The 17261-nt window shown below is 69.0% G+C and carries 16 protein-coding genes; 4 read left to right on the forward strand and 12 right to left on the reverse strand.

Translation table 11 applies throughout. The annotated features are described in order from the left end of the window. Positions 1–55: 55 nt before the first annotated feature. From fahA to ACCC97_RS17995, 6 genes are all read right to left on the reverse strand, one after another. Positions 56–1321 (reverse strand): fumarylacetoacetase, encoded by a 1266-nt coding sequence (fahA, locus tag ACCC97_RS17970; RefSeq protein WP_413334178.1) that lies wholly within the window; start codon positions 1319–1321, stop codon positions 56–58. Between the two features lie 37 nt (positions 1322–1358). Then, a complete protein-coding gene (locus ACCC97_RS17975) occupies positions 1359–2336 on the reverse strand; it encodes a Bug family tripartite tricarboxylate transporter substrate binding protein (RefSeq protein ID WP_413334180.1) in 978 nt (325 codons plus the stop codon). Further along, entirely contained in the window at positions 2333–3646 is a 1314-nt protein-coding gene (gene hmgA / locus ACCC97_RS17980) for a homogentisate 1,2-dioxygenase (protein ID WP_413334182.1), read from the reverse strand. The genes ACCC97_RS17975 and hmgA overlap by 4 nt, the downstream gene beginning before the upstream one ends. A 47-nt stretch (positions 3647–3693) precedes the next feature. Next, positions 3694–3891, reverse strand: a complete 198-nt coding sequence (locus ACCC97_RS17985) for a DUF2783 domain-containing protein (protein WP_007833460.1) — start codon at positions 3889–3891, stop codon at positions 3694–3696. Positions 3892–3899: 8 nt separating this feature from the next. Next, positions 3900–5537 carry an FAD-dependent oxidoreductase gene (locus ACCC97_RS17990; RefSeq protein WP_413334184.1) on the reverse strand — a complete coding sequence of 546 codons (1638 nt, stop codon included), beginning with the start codon at positions 5535–5537 and terminating at the stop codon, positions 3900–3902. A gap of 138 nt (positions 5538–5675) precedes the next feature. Then, positions 5676–6635 carry an MBL fold metallo-hydrolase gene (locus ACCC97_RS17995; RefSeq protein WP_413334186.1) on the reverse strand — a complete coding sequence of 320 codons (960 nt, stop codon included), beginning with the start codon at positions 6633–6635 and terminating at the stop codon, positions 5676–5678. A gap of 143 nt (positions 6636–6778) precedes the next feature. On the opposite strand from ACCC97_RS17995, the gene ACCC97_RS18000 reads away from it, so the two are divergent. Continuing rightward, positions 6779–7624 carry an IclR family transcriptional regulator gene (locus tag ACCC97_RS18000; protein WP_007833466.1) on the forward strand — a complete coding sequence of 282 codons (846 nt, stop codon included), beginning with the start codon at positions 6779–6781 and terminating at the stop codon, positions 7622–7624. Between the two features lie 4 nt (positions 7625–7628). Here ACCC97_RS18000 and ACCC97_RS18005 read toward each other — a convergent pair whose 3' ends face one another. The 6 genes from ACCC97_RS18005 to ACCC97_RS18030 form a co-directional block, all read right to left on the reverse strand. Then, positions 7629–7850 carry a hypothetical protein gene (locus ACCC97_RS18005; RefSeq protein WP_007833468.1) on the reverse strand — a complete coding sequence of 74 codons (222 nt, stop codon included), beginning with the start codon at positions 7848–7850 and terminating at the stop codon, positions 7629–7631. A 30-nt stretch (positions 7851–7880) separates the two neighbouring features. Then, entirely contained in the window at positions 7881–8561 is a 681-nt protein-coding gene (locus ACCC97_RS18010; RefSeq protein ID WP_413334189.1) for an ABC-type transport auxiliary lipoprotein family protein, read from the reverse strand. Positions 8562–8581: 20 nt separating this feature from the next. Next, on the reverse strand, positions 8582–9541 hold the full coding sequence (locus tag ACCC97_RS18015; protein ID WP_007833473.1) for an MlaD family protein: 960 nt from the start codon (positions 9539–9541) through the stop codon (positions 8582–8584). A gap of 14 nt (positions 9542–9555) precedes the next feature. Then, a complete protein-coding gene (locus ACCC97_RS18020) occupies positions 9556–10395 on the reverse strand; it encodes an ABC transporter ATP-binding protein (protein WP_007833475.1) in 840 nt (279 codons plus the stop codon). A gap of 12 nt (positions 10396–10407) precedes the next feature. After that, complete coding sequence (locus ACCC97_RS18025; protein WP_007833477.1) at positions 10408–11574, reverse strand: MlaE family ABC transporter permease; 1167 nt, start codon at positions 11572–11574, stop codon at positions 10408–10410. Positions 11575–11743: 169 nt separating this feature from the next. After that, positions 11744–12691: a LysR family transcriptional regulator gene (locus ACCC97_RS18030; RefSeq protein ID WP_007833492.1), complete on the reverse strand. Its 948-nt coding sequence runs from the start codon at positions 12689–12691 to the stop codon at positions 11744–11746. Between the two features lie 120 nt (positions 12692–12811). Here ACCC97_RS18030 and ACCC97_RS18035 point away from each other — a divergent pair, with 120 nt between their 5' ends. From ACCC97_RS18035 to ACCC97_RS18045, 3 genes are all read left to right on the forward strand, one after another. Then, positions 12812–14320, forward strand: a complete 1509-nt coding sequence (locus tag ACCC97_RS18035; RefSeq protein ID WP_007833493.1) for a CoA-acylating methylmalonate-semialdehyde dehydrogenase — start codon at positions 12812–12814, stop codon at positions 14318–14320. 166 nt (positions 14321–14486) lie between these two features. Then, the gene (locus tag ACCC97_RS18040) at positions 14487–16115 is read left to right on the forward strand and encodes a GMC family oxidoreductase (RefSeq protein WP_007833494.1); all 1629 of its coding nucleotides are present in this window, start codon (positions 14487–14489) and stop codon (positions 16113–16115) included. Between the two features lie 284 nt (positions 16116–16399). Beyond that, on the forward strand, positions 16400–17230 hold the full coding sequence (locus tag ACCC97_RS18045; RefSeq protein WP_007833495.1) for an alpha/beta fold hydrolase: 831 nt from the start codon (positions 16400–16402) through the stop codon (positions 17228–17230). The last annotated feature ends 31 nt before the right edge of the window (positions 17231–17261 follow it).

Consider the following 17261-nt stretch of genomic DNA (forward strand, 5'->3'; position numbering starts at 1 on the left):
GCAAGGCCGGCTGCCCTCACCCTGGCCCTCTCCCAGAGGGAGAGGGGACAAGACGTCAGACCACGGTGCCGGTGACTTCACCCAGGCCGATGCGCACCGCACCGTCACGTTCGCACCAGCCACGCATCACCAGCGTATCCCCGTCCTCCAGGAACGTGCGCTTCTCGCCGTTCGGCAGCGTGATCGGTTGCTTGCCGCCCAGCGTCAGCTCGATCAGCGAGCCGGCTTCGTCGGCCTTGGGGCCCGACAGCGTGCCCGATCCCAGCAGGTCGCCCGGTTGCAGGTTGCAGCCGTTCACCGTGTGGTGCGCGACCAGCTGCGCGGCTGTCCAGTAGGCGGCCTCCGTGGTGTTGCCGCGCGTGAGGCGCACGGGCGCGACGCCCTCGGCGTGCATCTTCGCGGTCTGCAGCAGCACTTCGAGCGTGATGTCGAGCGCGCCGCTCTCGCGGTTCGACGCCGAGTCGAGGTACGGCAGCGGCTGCGGGTCTCCGGCGGGACGCTCGAATTTCGCGCGGAAGGGCGCCAGCGCCTCCATCGTCACGATCCAGGGCGACAGCGTGCTCGCGAAGTTCTTCGAGAGGAAGGGGCCGAGCGGCTGGTATTCCCAGGCCTGCAGGTCGCGTGCCGACCAGTCGTTGAGCAGTGTCACGCCGAACAGGTGTTCCTCGGCATCGGCGATGGCGATGGGCTCGCCCTGGGCGTTGCCGCGGCTCACCAGGAAGCCCAGCTCCAGCTCGTAGTCCAGCCGCTTCGACGGGCCGAAGCTCGGCTCGGCTGCGTCGGGCGCCTTGGTCTGGCCCTGCGGGCGCTTGAAGACCTGGCCGCTCACGCCGATGGACGATGCGCGGCCGTGATACCCGATAGGCACCCACTTGTAGTTGGGCATCAGCGGCTGGTCGGGACGGAACAGCTTGCCGATGGTGGTCGCGTGATGGATGCCGGTATAGAAGTCGGTGTAGTCGCCGATGCGGCAGGGCACGGTCATCTCGGCCTCGGCTTGCGCGAGCAGCGCCTTCGACCACGCGGCCTGCTTGTCGCTGCCTTCCGCAAGGCCGGCGGAGATCGCTGCGCGCAGGGCTTGGCGGTCCTTCACGCTGGCGTTCATCAGCGCGTTCATGTCGTCGGTGTCGACGAGGCCCGCCGCGCGCAGGTCCAGCACCTGGTCGCCGATGGCGACGCCGATGCGGAAGGCTTCATTGCTGCCGGCGAAGCGGAAGCGGCCGAAGGGCAGGTTCTGGATCGGGAAGTCGCAGCCGGCCTCGTTGGCCGATGCGACCCAGCTGCGCAGCTTCGGGTCATGGGTGGCGTTCAGTGCGGTCATGGATGTCTTTCTGCTCGATGTCTGTTTGTCTGTCTGATCAGTCTGCGGTCATGCCGGCCTTCTTGGCCACGTCACCCAGGCGCTGGTATTCGGTCTCGGTCAGCGTCGCCAGCTCATGCGGCGTCGAGCCGCGCGGCGAGAAGCCGGCCTGCGCCAGCTTGGCCTTCACGTCGGGCATCGCGAGCGCCTCGACGAAGGCTTCGTTCAGCGCCTTCACGACCGATGCCGGCAGCTTCGCCGGCCCGTACACGCCGAACCACGGCTCCAGCGCGTAGCCCTTCAGGCCCGCCTCGGCCATCGTCGGCACGTCGGGCAGCGAGGGCGAGCGGCTCGGCCCCGCCACCGCCAGCGCGCGCAGCTTGCCAGCCTGGATGTGCGGCAGCGAGGCCGGCAGGTTGTCGAACATCACGCCGATGTTGTTGCCCAGCATGTCGGTGATGGCCGGGCCGCTGCCTTTGTAGGCCACGTGCACGAACTCGGTGCCGGTCATCTGCGCGAACATCACGCCGGCCAGGTTCATCGAGGTGCCGGCGCCCGCGGTGGCGTAGGGCAGGCCGGGGTTCTTCTTCGCGGCCGCGATCAGCTCGGGCACCGACTTCACGGCCGAGGCCGCCGGCACTTCGAGCACGATGGTCGAGGTGCCCAGCAGGCTGATGGCGGTGAAGTCCTTGCGCGGATCGAAGGCCATCGACTTGTAGATGTGCGGGTTCAGCGCATTGGTCGAGATCGCGCCGAAGCCAATGGTGTAGCCATCTGGCGGGGCCTTGGCCACCGCGTCCATGCCGATGTTGCCGCCCGCGCCGCCGCGGTTGTCGATCAGCACCGGCTGGCCCAGTTTTTCCGACACCTTCTGGCCCACGGTGCGTGCCACCAGGTCGGTGGTGCCGCCGGGTGTATAGGGCACGATGAAGCGGATGGGCTTCGAGGGGTAGTCGGCGGCCTGCGCGAACAGGGGCGCGGCCAGCAATGCCACGGCCGCAGCGCGGCGCGTGAGGGTGAACGGTGTCTTCGTCATGCCTTGAACTGGTCCTTGAGGCCGGCCCAGCAATCGGCGTAGTCCGTGTCGAGCGCCGGGCTCTTCAGCGCGAAGTTCGTCGGCACGAAGCGATAGCGGCTCTCGAACATGAAGGCCAGCGTGTTGTCGAGCTTGTGCGGCTTGAGGTCGGCGTGCGTGGCTTTGTCGAAGGCTTCCTCGTCGGGGCCGTGCGGCACCATGCAGTTGTGCAGGCTCGCGCCGCCGGGCTTGAAGCCGCCCGGCTTGGCGTCGTACTCGCCCAGCACCAGGCCCATGAACTCGCTCATCAGGTTGCGGTGGAACCACGGCGGGCGGAAGGTGTTCTCCATCACCATCCAGCGCGGCGGGAAGATCACGAAGTCGCAGTTGGCGGTGCCGGGCGTGTCGCTCGGCGAGGTCAGCACGGTGAAGATCGACGGATCGGGATGGTCGAAGCTGATCGAGCCGATCACCATGAAGTGCGCCGTGTCGTACTTCACCGGCGAGAGGTTGCCGTGCCAGGCGACCACGTTGAAGGGCGACTGCTTCATCGGCGCCTGCCAGAAGCGGCCGCCGAACTTCTTGACGATCTCGTAGCCGCCTTCCTCGGTCTCGAAGGCCGCCACCGGCGCCTGGAAGTCGCGCGCGTTGGCCAGGCCGTTCGAGCCGATCGGGCCGAGTTCGGGCAGGCGGAAGTGCGCGCCGTAGTTCTCGCAGACGTAGCCGCGCGAGAGGCCGTCAGGCAACGCCACCTTGAAGGCCATGCCGCGCGGCAGCAGCGCGATCTCGCCGGGCTTCACGTCGAGCACGCCGAGTTCGGTGGTGATGACGAGGCGGCCCTGCTGCGGCACCACCAGCATCTCGCCGTCGGCGTTGACGAAGGCGCGGCGCTCCATCGAGCGGCCCGCGAGGTACATCAGCGAGCCGATGCCGACCTGCGATTCGGCGTCGCCATTGGCCGCGATGGTGCGCATGCCGTCGATGAAGTCGGCCTTGGCCGCCGCTTCGTCCAGCGGCTGCGGGTGCCAGCGCAGCGGCTCCGGCGGCAGCGCGACCTCGCGGTCGGCGCCGGTGCTCCACAGCGGCTGCGCGTACGGCTGGTAGCGGCCCGACACCACCGACGGCTGGCGGCGATACAGCCAGGTGCGACGGTTCTCGTGGCGCGGCGCGGTGAAGGCGGTGCCCGAGATCAGCTCGGTGTAGAGGTCGAAGGGGCCGCGCTGCGGGCTGTTGCGGCCCTGCGGCAGCGCGCCGGGCACGGCCTCGGAGGCATATTCGTTGCCGAAGCCGCTCTGGTAGCGCCGTTCGGGGGACCGGGTTGCTTGGGTCATGTGCTTGCTCTTTCGGGAGTCGCGATGAGGTTGGAATGCGGTGGTGCTCAGCCCGCGCGGGCCGCGTCGAAGGCTTCGCGCAGCACGGCCAGCGAACCGACGTGGTTGGCCAGCACGAGTACGAGGCGCGCGTTGAAGGCGTGGCTCTCCTCGGTCGAGAGCCCCTGGTGCGCCTCGATGAGCGCTTCGTAGAAATCGTCGGGGGCGTCGAGGTTCGGCGCGGTGATCAGGTGTTGTTGCTGCATGGTGTTCTTCACGCCTTTGCGAGTGCGCGGTCGATGGCCGCGCGGATGTCCGCCGCCGCGGGCTGGCGCCAGCGCGCGCACACATGCTGGTCGGGCCGCAGCAGGTACACGGTGCCGGGCCGGGCGTCGTAGCGCTGCGCGGCGAGTTCGCTGCCCCGGGCGCCGTCCTCGACGCGCACCACGTGCAGCGGCAGGTCGCTGGCCTTGAGCTCGCCCAGGCTGCGCTCGGCCGCCTCGCCCTCGCCGAAAACCAGCGCGGTGAATTGCGAGACGTGGCATTCGCGCAGCAGCCAGCCGGTGCTGCCGTCCGCATGCACCACCGGCGCGTCGGCCGCCGCGGCGCCTGGCACCATCGCGCCCGAGAAGGTGTCGGCATCGGCCGTGTTCAAAGGCGAATCGCGCAGCACCGTGGCCACCGACAGCCGTCCGCTGTTGACCAGCGTGCGTGCAAAGGCGTGGCGCTTCGTCAGCTCCAGCACCGCGTCGCGGAACAGGCGGCTCACCTCGCTCTTGGGCGTGATGAAGTCGGTGGCACGGGTGGAGTTGCGGATGTTCTCGTCGGCCGCGTATTCGCGCTCGCTGGCGTAGCTGTCGAGCAGCGTGTCGGGCGCGTGGCCCTGCACCACGGCCGCGAGCTTCCAGCCCAGGTTGTCCGCATCCTGCACGCCCGAATTGGCGCCGCGTGCGCCGAAGGGCGACACGCCGTGCGCCGAGTCGCCCGCGAACAGCACGCGGCCTTGGCGGAAGTGCTCCATGCGCTGGCAGGCAAAGGTGTAGACGCTGGCCCAGCCGATCTGGAACTGCACACCCTCGAAGCCGATGCTGTCGAGCAGCGCGCGCACGCGCGGCGTGATGTTCTCGGGCTTGCGTTCTTCCACCGGGTCGGCGTCCCAGCCGAGCTGGAAGTCGATGCGCCACATGCCGTCGGCCTGCTTGTGCAGCAGCACGCTCTGGCCCGGATGGAACGACGGGTCGAACCAGAAGCGGCGCTCGGTCGGCAGGTGCGCGTCCATCGTGATGTCGGCGATCAGGAAGCGGTCGCGGAACACGCGGCCCTTGGCTTCCAGGCCCAGCAGCTGGCGCAGGTTGGAGCGCGAGCCGTCGCAGGCGGCGACGTAGCCGGCCTGCAGTTGGTAGCTGCCTTCGGGCGTCTCCACGGTGAGCACCGCGCCGTCGCCGCGCTGCGCGATGCCGGTGACCTTGTTGTTCCAGCGCAGGTCGATCAGCGGCAGCGTGGCCGCGCGTTCGACGAGGTAGCCTTCGATGTAGTACTGCTGCAGGTTGATGAAGGCCGGGCGCTCGTGGCCGGGCTCGGGCAGCAGGTCGAAGCGGTAGACCTGCTCGTCGTGGAAGAACACCTTCCCCACGTTCCACGATACGCCCTTGTCGACCATGCGGTCGCCGCAGCCGAGGCGGTCGAACACTTCGAGCGTGCGCTTGGCGAAGCAGATGGCGCGCGAGCCGCTGGACAGGGTGTTGTCGTTGTCCAGCAGCACCACGGGCACCTGCCGCAGCGCGAGGTCGACGGCGAGCGCGAGGCCGACGGGGCCGGCGCCGACGATCACCACGGGGTGATGGGCGGGTGTGGCAGCGTCCTGGTCGGCGTGGCGGCGGTAGTCGAAGCGCAGACTTTGATAGTCGATCACGTGTTGTCTCCGTGTCTTTTGTCTTGCTCCTTCCCCCGTTGGGGGAAGGTCGGGATGGGGGCTCGACGGCGCTCGAAACTGGCGCTCTGCCTGCCCCCACCCCAGCCCTCCCCCAGCGGGGGAGGGAGCAATGCGGGATCAGCCTTCGAGGGCCTTCCACATGTCAATGTCGCGCTGCGCCGTCCACACGCGCGGGTCTGCATGGCCCGAGGCTTCGTCGTACGCCCGGCTCACGTCGAACGGCATGCAGTGGTCGAAGATCACCCACTGGCTGTATTTGGGCTTGAGCTTTGCGTACGTGTCCTTGTAGACCGTGTTCAGGTCGCGCCCGGCCTTCACGCCCTCCTGCACGCTGGCGTACACGTCGGAGATGAAGTTGCGCGTGCCCGTCAGGCCCTCGGCCACCTCGGCCGGCGTGGTCAGCGCGGCGCCGCGGCCCGGCACCAGCGCCACGGGCTTGAGCGCGGCGATGTTGTCCAGCGTCTGCGGCCAGTCCTTGAAATAGGCGTCGCCGGCGTACGGGGTGGCGCCGAACTCGACCAGGTCGCCCGACAGCAGCGTGCGCTCCTGCGGCAGCCAGACGACGGTGTCGCCCTTGGTGTGGCCGCGGCCCAGCTGGATCAGTTGCACTTCGAGCTTGCCGAGCCACAGCGTCATCTTGCCGGTGAAGGTCATGGTGGGCCAGGTCAGGCCCGGCGGCACGGTCTCGACGTTCTGGAACAGGCGCGGGAAGCGGCCGATCTCGCTGGCCTTGTCTTCCTCGCCGCGCTCCACGATCAGGTCGCGCGTGTCCTGGCTGGCCAGGATGTGCTCGGCACCGTAACCCGCTGCGCCCAGCACGCGCACCGCGTGATAGTGCGTGAGCACCACGTACCTGATGGGCTTGTCGGTCACTTCGCGGATGCGGCGCACCACGTCGGCCGCCATGGCGGGCGTGGCCTGGGTGTCGGCCACCAGCACGCAGTCGTCGCCGATGACGATGCCGGTGTTCGGGTCGCCCTCGGCGGTGTAGGCCCAGGCATGTTCCGAGATCTGGCTGAAGGTGACCTTTTTCTCTTCCATGTCGGCCTGGCTGGCGAATTTCTTGGCTTGGCTCATCGGGTGTCTCCGTCGGTGGGTGGGTCTTTGATTCGTTTAAAGCAAACGAATTCGCGGTTAACGAATTTCCGCAGTGTAAACCGCGGATCAGTTAATGTCTAATCCCTTCTTCATGAACGAACGACCAGAAGGCGAGGCCGGCCATGGCAGCCAATGACACCGACCGCGCCCAGCGCGGCATCCAGAGCATCGAAGTCGGCGGCCAGCTGCTGCGCGCGCTGGTGCACCACGGCCGGCCCATGGCGCTGAAGGACCTTGCGCGCGAGGCCGACATGACGGCCGCCAAGGCGCATCCGTACATGGTCAGCTTCGGGCGCCTGGGCCTGATCGAGCAGGACCGCGCCAGCGGCCACTATCTGCTTGGCCCGCTCGCCTTGCAACTGGGCCTCATCAGCCTGCAGCAGGCCGACCCGGTGCACATCGCCACCCCGCTGATCGGCCAGCTCGCGCAGCAGACCGGCCACACCGTGGCGCTGGCCGTGTGGGGCGCGCGCGGCGCGACCATCGTGCGCACGGCCGAGTCGCCGTCGCCGGTGCACGTGAACATGCGGCACGGCACGGTGTTCTCGCTGACCAACACGGCTTCGGGCCGGGTGTTCGCCGCCTACCTCGATGCCGACGCGGTGCGCCAGCTGCTCGAGGAAGAGCGCCAGCGCCGGGGCCAGCGCAAGGGGGCAGAGCCGAACCCGCCCGCCGGCATGCCGCCGGTGCAGCCTCTGCCGTCGTGGAGCGATTTCGAGCGCCAGCTGCAGGAAGTGCGCACGCACGGCATCAGCCGCTCCGACGGCGAGGTCATCCAGGGTGTCAGCGCCATGGCCGCGCCCGTCTTCGACCACACCGGTGCCATCGTGCTGGCCCTGACCGCCATCGGCCCGGCGGGCATCTTCGATACCGCGTGGGATGGCGAGATTTCCCGTGCGCTCAAGGCTTGCGCGGGCACGGTGTCGCAGCGGCTGGGCGCCACCCCCGCGCCGGCCACCCCGGGCTGAAGGTTCAGCCCTTCCTGCCGCCCAGCAGCACCAGCGCGCCGCCCACCACGATGGCGGCCACGCCGGCCCAGGCCGGGAGGTTGACGGTCTGCTTCTCCTTCATCGAGAGCTCCAGCGGGCCCAGCTTGGCCTGATGAGTTTCCTTGGTGAAGCTGAAGCTGCCGAGGCCCAGGACGGCAATGCCGCCCACGATCAGCAGGATGCCGACGATGCGTGTCGCGTTCATGGGATCGATCCTCCGTCCATCAGGTTGTGACTACCGGGGCGCCTGCGGCGATTGCTGCTGCAGCTGCCCCACCCACTGCACCACCTCGGCCACCGCGGCATCGCTGGCTGCAATCAGTGCCTTCACGCCGCCGGGCGCGTCGGCGCTGGGCGCGGGGCGGCGCACGGTGAACACGCGCTGGCCCAGCACGCGGTCGCCGCCGGCCGTGCTGCGGACCAGCGTGGCGCGCAGGCGCACCAGGCCGACGCTGGCGCTTGCCGAGTCGAAGTACTGGCTGAATTCGTCGAGCGAGATGCGCAGCATGTCTGGCACCTCGCCCTTGCTGCGCGAGATGGTGGCGCTTTCTGCCGGGCCGAGCACGGTGCGGCGTTCGGCCAGCGTGTCGCTGAGCCGCTGGCGCAGCAGTTGCGCCGGCGGCAGGCTCCAGCGCGACTGGCCGTAGGGGCGCAGCTCGTTGGCGTCGGCGTAGCCCAGCCGGTAGAGGATCTGCGTGCCATCCAGGCGCGTGTTGCTGTCGAACTCGGCCAGCGCCAGCGTGGGGAGAGGGGCGGCGGAGGAGGGCGCGGCCGCGGCAGGCGCCGCCAGGCCGGGGCCAAAGTCGTAGAGCGTGGCGCGCGTGGGCTTGTCGGGCAGCGCGCCGCAGCCGGCGGCCAGCAGCACGCAGCCCAGGACGGCGGCAGCCGGGTTCATCAAGGAGCGAATGGCGTTCATGGTCGATGGTCCTCCCTCAATCAGGGCCGTGTCGCGGCCGGCGCGCTGAAACCCGGTTCGCCCGGACCCGCGGCCGCACCGCCGTTGCCGAACAGTAGCGATTGCGGGTTGTCGTTGATGCTGTCCGCCGCGCGGCCCAGCCGGCGCACGGCGTGCGAGGTGTCGTCGGCTACGCGGTTCACGCGCGGCAGTGTGGCCGCGTTGAACGAATCGACCGCCTGCGCCAGCGCCTTGGTGCCCTCGCTCAGCCGTTCGACGGGGCCTTCGGGTGCGTTCAGCCGGCCCACGGTGGTGTTGAAGTTGTTGGCCACGCGCGAGACGTCGCCGGCCGCCTTCTTCACCGAGGCCATCGTGTCCGGCAACTTGGTCAGCGCAGGGTTCAGGCCGGTCTTCACCGTGTTGTCCAGCGTCTTCAGCAGCGTGTTGGCGCTGGCCGAGGCGGCCGCGATGCTCTCCAGCGCGTCGGCCGCACGCTTCTGGTTGGGGTCGCTCAGCAGCGTGTTGGCGCGCTTCGTCACTTCCTCGACCTGGTTGATGATGGCTTCGCCGCGGTCCTGCAGCTGCGCCAGTATCGACGGCTTGAGCGGGATGCGCGGCGGGTTGTCGTCGTCCGGCTTCAGCGCCACGTTCGACTCGCCCTTGTCGTCCAGCGCGATGAAGGCCAGGCCGGTCACGCCCTGGTAGCTCAGCGTGGCGAAGCTGGAGGTGGTGAGCGGCACCCGCTCGTCGACCGAGATGCGCACGCGCACATTGCCCTTGACCTTGGGGTCGAAGTCGATCGACGTCACCTTGCCCACCGCGATGCCGCGGTAGCGCACCGTCGCCTGCGGCTGCAGGCCGCTCACGGCGTCGCGCGTGGAGAGCTCGTAGATGTTGCGCACGGTGTTGTCGCGCGTGAACCAGATCACCAGCGCGACGAGCGCGGCGATCAGGCCGAGCACGAAGGCGCCGGCGGCGAGGGCGTGGGCCTTGTTTTCCATGGTGTGTCTGCCTTTCAGCGTTCGCCCGCGCTGGCGGGCTGCGATGGTGCATCGGCGGGCTTGTCGTGCAGCGCCTCCAGGGCGCGCTGGCCGCGCCCGCCGAGAAAGTATTCGTGGATGAAGGGGTGCGGATACGCGATGACCTCGCGCGCCGTGCCGGTGACGATCACCTTCTGGTCGGCCAGCACCGCGATGCGGGTGCTCAGGTCGAACAGCGTGTCCAGATCGTGCGTGACCATCACCACCGTGAGGCCCAGCTCGCGGTGCAGGCCGCGCAGCAGGTCGCAGAAGCTGTCGGAGGCCTCGGGGTCGAGGCCGGCCGTGGGCTCGTCGAGCAGCAGCAGCGGCGGGTCCATGATGAGCGCGCGCGCCAGCGCCACGCGCTTGATCATGCCGCCCGACAGGTCCGCCGGGCTCTTGTTCGCATGCTGCGGACCCAGGCCCACCATCTGCAGCTTCACCAGCGCCGCGTGGCGGATCAGCTCGTCGGGCAGCAGCTTCAGCTCGCGCAGCGGAAAGGCGATGTTCTCCAGCACGCTGAAGGCCGAGAACAGCGCGCCGTGCTGGAACAGCATGCCCACGTTGGCCGCGCCCGAGGCGCTGAGCTCGCCGGGCTCCTGGCCCAGCACCTCGACATGGCCGCGCGTGGGTTTTTCGAGCCCGAGGATCTGGCGCAGCAGCACCGTCTTGCCCGTGCCCGAGCCGCCGACCAGCGAGAGCACCTCGCCGCGGTCGATGTGCAGCTGCAGGTCGCGGTGCACCACCTGTTCGCCATCGGCGCTCTGGAACGCCGTCCACAGGCCACGGATGTCCACCACGGTGGTGTCGGTGTCGGGGCGCACGGGCATGCTCATGGTTTCACGCCCTCATGCACGGAAGCCGATGCCCTTGAAGAGCACGGCGAACAACGCGTCGACCAGGATCACCGCGGTGATCGAGGTGACCACCGACGAAGTGGTGCCGCGCCCGAGGCTTTCGGTGTTGGGCTTGACCTTCATGCCGAAGTAGCAGCCGATCAGCGCGATCAGGATGCCGAACACCGCCGACTTGGCCGTGGCCAGCCAGAGGTTCGAGATCGGCACCGCGCGCGGCAACGCCGAGAGAAAGTAGGCCGGCGAGATGTCCAGCGCCGCGTCGGCCGCCAGCATGCCGCCTGCCAGCGCGGCCATCGAGGTCCACAGGCTGATCAGCGGCATGGCGATGGCCAGCGCCAGCACGCGCGGCATCACGAGGCGAAAGCCGTGCGGAATGCCCATCACGCGCATCGCGTCGAGCTCTTCCGTCACGCGCATCACGCCGATCTGCGCCGTGATGGCCGAACCCGAGCGCCCGGCGATCAGCACGGCCGCCAGCACCGGCCCGAGCTCGCGCACCAGCGACAGCCCGAGGATGTTCACCACGAAAGTCTCTGCGCCATATTGGCGCAGCTGCTGCGAGATCAGGTAGGCCAGCACCACGCCGATCAGCAGCCCGACCAGCGCCGTGATGTGCAGCGCCGTGGCGCCGAACTGGTAGAGGTGCCCCGAGAAATCGCGCCACGGCCCGCGGTGCGGCGCGCGGATCAGCTTGCCGATGTCGAGCGCGAGCTGGCCAATGAGTTCCGTCAGGTCGCGCATGACGAACATCGCGCGCGGCCCGAGGTGCGTGAACGCGCGGACGCGGTCGTTCAGCGAAGGCCCGGGTTCGGCCGGCGTCGGCACGGTGTACTGCGCCACCTGGTCGAGCACCGCCTTGTGCTGCGGCGACATCTCGAGCGTCGCGGGCCATTGGTGGTGCCAGTGCTCCCACAGCAGCTGCGCGCCGATGTGGTCGAGCTGTTCGATGGGGCGCAGGTCCCAGGCGCGGTCGTCCGCGGTCGGGGCGGCTGCCAGGTCTTTCGCCAGTGCCTGCCAGGCCGGCTTGGACGACATTGCCAGCGTGGTCCAGCAGCCGCTGGCCACCGTCCATTGGCGGCCGTCCTGCTCCCGCCGCCCGACGCGGGGCCGCGCGCCGTCGGCGGCGGGAGCGTCGGCAGGCGATGTGGCAGGGGACATAGGGCGGATGAGAGGGAAAGTTAACAGGTGCAGGGCTGGATGCGCGCATCGTAACCGGGTGCATCCGTGCGCCATGTGTCGCAGACCCCTCGTTTGCGTAGGGCGCGACGCCGTTTTTCGGTTTCCTTTTTCACGATTCGCGACGGCCTCCGGCCCGGCCGCGGCCCGCTCATGCCGCGAAGCCCGCCGCCAGCGCCTCGCGCAGCCACGCCACGAAGGCCGTCACTGCCTGCGGCACGTGCGTGGCATAGGGCCGGATGGCATACAGCCGCTCGCCGAACGCGCCCACCGAACGCCATTGCGGCAGCACCTGCTGCAGCTTGCCCGACTGCAGCGCCGATTGGGCGCTGAAGTCCGGCACCAGCGCGATGCCCAGGCCGCCGAGGGCGGCGTCGCGCAGCGCCTCGCTGTTGTTGGCCACCAGCGGGCCCGAGACCGGCACCGTGATGCGCGGCGCCGCGGCCTTGCCCTTCTGCGGCGCGCGGGCCTCGAAATGCCAGGTCGGCGTTTCCTGCGCGCGCGGGTAGTGCAGGCAGTCGTGGCCGGCCAGCGCCTGCGGCTCGCGCGGCGTGCCGCGGCGGCGCAGGTAGGCGCGGCTGGCCACCAGCACCGAGCGGGTCTCGCACAGCGTCCAGGCCACGTGCGTGTCCGGCGGCGCGGCCGTGTGGCGGATGGCCAGATCGAAGCCTTCCATCGCGAGCGAGCTGAGCCGGTCCGACAGGTCGAGCTCGATGCGCACCTCCGGCTGCGCGCGCAGGAAGTCAGCCAGCCGGGGCACCAGCTGCTGGCGCGCGAAAGCCACCGGCGCCGTCACCCGCACCAGCCCGCGCGGCACGCCCGCGAGGTCGCGCACGCCGGCGAAGCTGTGGGCGATCTGCTCGAAGGGGCCGCGCATGTCCTCCACCAGCCGCTGGCCGGCCTCGGTGAGCCGCACGCTGCGCGTGGTGCGCTGCACCAATGGCGCACCGGCCGCGCGCTCCAGCTCGGCGATGCGCTGGCTCATGGCCGCCTTGCTCACGCCCAGGCGCAGCGCCGCCGCCGTGAAGCTGCCCTGCTGCGCCAGCACCGTGAGCCAGTGCAGGTGCGTCCAGAGCGCTTCGATATTTTGGGGTTTCATGTATCCATTGTTCAGCAGGATGAACAATAAGTTCAAGCTTCGCGTCTAGGCGCGCGCCGAGGTGCTGCCTAAACTGGCCGCACCCGCCCTCATTCTTCTGCGTCAGCGAAAGCCTTCTCCATGCCCACCTCCATCGATCATTTCATCGGCGGCAAGCCCGCCGCCAACACCTCCGGCCGTACCCAGGACGTGACCAACCCCGCCACCGGCGCCGTGACCGGCAAGGTCGGCCTGGCCGACGCCGCGCAGGTCTCGGCTGCCGTGGCCGCCGCGCAGGCCGCCTTCCCGGCCTGGGCCGACACGCCACCGATCCGCCGCGCGCGCGTCATGTTCAAGTTCCTGCAACTGCTCAACGAGCACAAGGACGAGCTGGCCCACCTCATCACCGCCGAGCACGGCAAGGTGTTTACCGACGCGCAGGGCGAGGTCTCGCGCGGCATCGACATCGTCGAGTTCGCCTGCGGCATTCCGCAGCTGCTCAAGGGCGACTTCACCGACCAGGTGAGCACCGGCATCGACAACTGGACGCTGCGCCAGCCGCTGGGCGTGGTCGCCGGCATCACGCCCTTCAACTTCCCGGTGATGGTGCCGATGTGGATGTTCCCGGTGGCGATTGCCGCCGGCAACACCTTCGTGCTCAAGCCCAGCCCGACCGACCCGAGCGCATCGCTGCGCATGGCCGAGCTGCTGAAGGAAGCCGGCCTGCCCGACGGCGTGTTCAACGTCGTGCAGGGCGACAAGGCGGCGGTGGATGCGCTGCTCGAGCACCCCGACGTCAAGGCCATCAGCTTCGTGGGCTCCACGCCGATTGCCAACTACATCTACGAGACCGGCGCCCGCCACGGCAAGCGCGTGCAGGCCCTGGGCGGCGCGAAGAACCACATGGTGGTCATGCCCGACGCCGACATCGACCAGGCGGTGGACGCGCTGATCGGCGCGGGCTACGGCTCGGCCGGCGAGCGCTGCATGGCCATCTCGGTGGCGGTGCTGGTGGGCGACGTGGCGGACAAGCTGCTGCCCAAGCTGATCGAGCGCACGAAGACGCTGAAGGTGCTCGATGGCGAGAACCTCGCGGCCGAGATGGGCCCGATCGTCACGCGCGCCGCGCATGAGCGCATCACCGGCTACATCGATCTGGGCCAGAAGGAAGGCGCGAAGCTGCTGGTCGACGGCCGCGAGTTCGACGGCAACAAGGCCGGCGCAGGCTGCGGCGATGGCTTCTGGATGGGCGGCACGCTGTTCGACCACGTCACCCCCGAGATGCGCATCTACAAGGAAGAGATCTTCGGCCCGGTGCTCGGCTGCGTGCGCGTGGCCAACTTCAAGGACGCGGTCGACCTGATCAACGCGCACGAGTTCGGCAACGGCGTGAGCTGCTTCACCCGCGACGGCAACGTGGCGCGCGAGTTCGGCCGCCGCATCCAGGTGGGCATGGTGGGCATCAACGTGCCGATCCCGGTGCCGATGGCCTGGCACGGCTTCGGCGGCTGGAAGCGCTCGCTGTTCGGCGACATGCACGCCTATGGCGAAGAGGGCGTGCGCTTCTACACCAAGCAGAAGTCGATCATGCAGCGCTGGCCCGAGAGCATCGGCAAGGGCGCCGAGTTCGTGATGCCGACGGCAAAATAGGCTCACCCCCGACTCTCGCGCACTTCGTGTCGCTCGCATCCCCCCTCAAGGGGGCGCTCCCGGCGGCCCGGCGGAGCCGGTTCCGCGGGAGCACTGGTACTGGCAAATGGCAACGGCGCGGTGGGGCGCCGTGGGCAAATAAGAACGAGCAGAAGGAGACAACCAATTGAGCGACACCACCTTCGACTACATCATCATCGGCGCCGGCACTGCCGGCTCGCTCATGGCGAACCGGCTCAGTGCCGACAAGAGCAAGCGCGTGCTGCTCATCGAGGCCGGCCGCAAGGACGACTACCACTGGATCCACATTCCGGTCGGCTACCTCTACTGCATCGGCAACCCGCGCACCGACTGGCTCTACAGCACCGAGCCCGACGCCGGCCTCAACGGCCGCGTGCTGCGCTACCCGCGCGGCAAGACGCTGGGCGGCTGCTCCAGCATCAACGGCATGATCTACATGCGCGGCCAGTCGCGTGACTACGAGCATTGGGCCGACCTCACCGGCGACGACGGCTGGCGCTGGCAAAACGTGCTGCCGGCCTTCAGGAAGCACGAGGACTTCTACCTCGGCGCCGACGAGATGCACGGCGCGGGCGGCGAATGGCGGGTGGAGAAGCAGCGCCTGCGCTGGGACATCCTCGACGCCTTTGCCGAAGCTGCGGTGCAGGCCGGCGTGCCGCACTCCACCGATTTCAATCGCGGCAGCAACGAGGGCGTGGGCTACTTCCAGGTCAACCAGAAGAACGGCTGGCGCTGGAACACCGCCAAGGCCTTCCTGCGCCCGACCTGCTACGGCCGGCCCAACTTCGAACTCTGGACCGGCGCGCAGGTCTCGCGCCTGCTGTTCGAGACGCTGCCCGACGGCACGCGTCGCTGCACGGGCGCGGAAGTGTGGAACGGCAGCGAGATGACCACCGCGACCGCGTCGCGCGAGGTTGTGTTGAGCGCAGGCTCCATCGGCTCGCCGCAGATCCTGCAGCTCTCGGGTGTCGGCCCGGCCGAGCTGCTGCGCCAGCACGGCATCGACGTGGTGCTCGATGCCCCTGGCGTCGGCGCCAATCTGCAGGATCACCTGCAGATCCGCGCGGTCTACAAGATCGCCGGCGCGCCCACGCTCAACGTGATGGCCTCGTCGATGGTCGGCAAGGCAAAGATCGGCCTCGAATACCTGCTCAAGCGCAGCGGCCCGATGAGCATGGCGCCCTCGCAGCTGGGCGCCTTCACGCGCAGCTCGCCCGAGCACGAATGGCCCAACCTGCAGTACCACGTGCAGCCGCTGTCGCTCGACGCCTTCGGCGATCCGCTGCACAGCTTTCCGGCCTTCACCGCGAGCGTGTGCAACCTCAACCCCACGAGCCGGGGCTCGGTGCGCATCAAGAGCAAGCGCTTCGAGGACGCACCGGCCATCGCGCCCAACTACCTGAGCACCGACGAAGACCGCAAGGTGGCAGCCGACTCGCTGCGCGTGACGCGCCGCATCGCCGAGCAGCCCGCACTGGCCAAGTACAACCCGCAGGAATGGAAGCCCGGCGTGCAGTACCAGAGCGACGAAGATCTCGCGCGGCTGGCCGGCGACATCGCCACCACCATCTTCCATCCGGTCGGCACCACGAAGATGGGCGCCGAGGGCGACCCGATGGCCGTGCTCGATTCGCGGCTGCGCGTGCGCGGCGTGCAGGGCCTGCGCGTGGTCGATGCCGGCGCGATGCCGACCATCACCAGCGGCAACACCAACAGCCCGACATTGATGATGGCCGAGAAGGCAGCAGGCTGGATCGTCGAAGACAACCGCTGAGGTCGCGCGCAGGGTGACAACGTGAAAGGCGCAGGCATTTTGTTCAAGATTTGCCGCGCCGTTTAGCCGACAGTGCGTTGTCCGGCGAGGCAATTCCGCTTTCGCTGCCCAACAACCCTGCCCTGGAAAGAAGCATGTCCGACATCAAGACGACCCCCGCGACAGGTGCCTCGCGGCGACGTATTCTGGCCGGCGCGGCCGGCATCGCGACCGTGTCCGCCCTCGGTGCTTCGAGCGCGGCTGCCGCGCAAAAGCACGCTGACCACACGAAAGGATCCCCCACCATGAGCTTTGTCACCACCAAGGACGGCACGAACATCTTCTACAAGGACTGGGGACCGCGCAACGCGCAGCCCATCGTCTTTCATCACGGCTGGCCCCTGAGCGCCGACGACTGGGACACGCAGATGCTGTTCTTCATCGGCAAGGGCTACCGCGTGATCGCGCACGATCGCCGCGGCCACGGCCGCTCCTCGCAGACCGCGGGCGGGCACGAGATGGACACCTACGCGTCGGACGTGGCGGCGCTGACCGACGCGCTGGACCTGAAGGACGCCGTGCACATCGGCCATTCGACGGGCGGCGGCGAGGTGGCGCGCTACGTGGCGCGCGCCAAACCGGGCCGCGTGGCCAAGGCCGTGCTGGTGGGCGCCGTGCCGCCCATCATGCTCAAGACAGCGGCCAACCCCGGCGGCCTGCCGATGGAGGTGTTCGACGGCTTCAGGGCCGCGCTCACGGCCAACCGCACGCAGTTTTTCATCGACATACCCACCGGCCCGTTCTACGGCTTCAACCGGCCGGGCGCGAAGGTCTCGCAGGGCCTCATCGACCGCTGGTGGCTGCAGGGCATGATGGGCGCGGCCAATGCGCACTACGAGTGCATCAAGGCCTTCTCCGAGACCGACTTCACCGAAGACCTGAAGAAGATCGACGTGCCGGTGCTCGTGATGCACGGCACCGACGATCAGGTCGTGCCCTATGCGAATTCGGGGCCGCTCGCAGCCAAGCTGCTCAAGCGCGGCACGCTGAAGAGCTACGAGGGCTACCCCCACGGCATGCTGTCCACGCATGCGGACGTGATCAACCCCGACCTGCTGGCGTTCGTGAAGAGCTGAGGCCGGGCGCGCCGCGGTGTGCGAACACCGC

The sequence above is a fragment of the Variovorax sp. Varisp85 genome (assembly GCF_047304045.1).
GTDB lineage: Bacteria > Pseudomonadota > Gammaproteobacteria > Burkholderiales > Burkholderiaceae_C > Variovorax.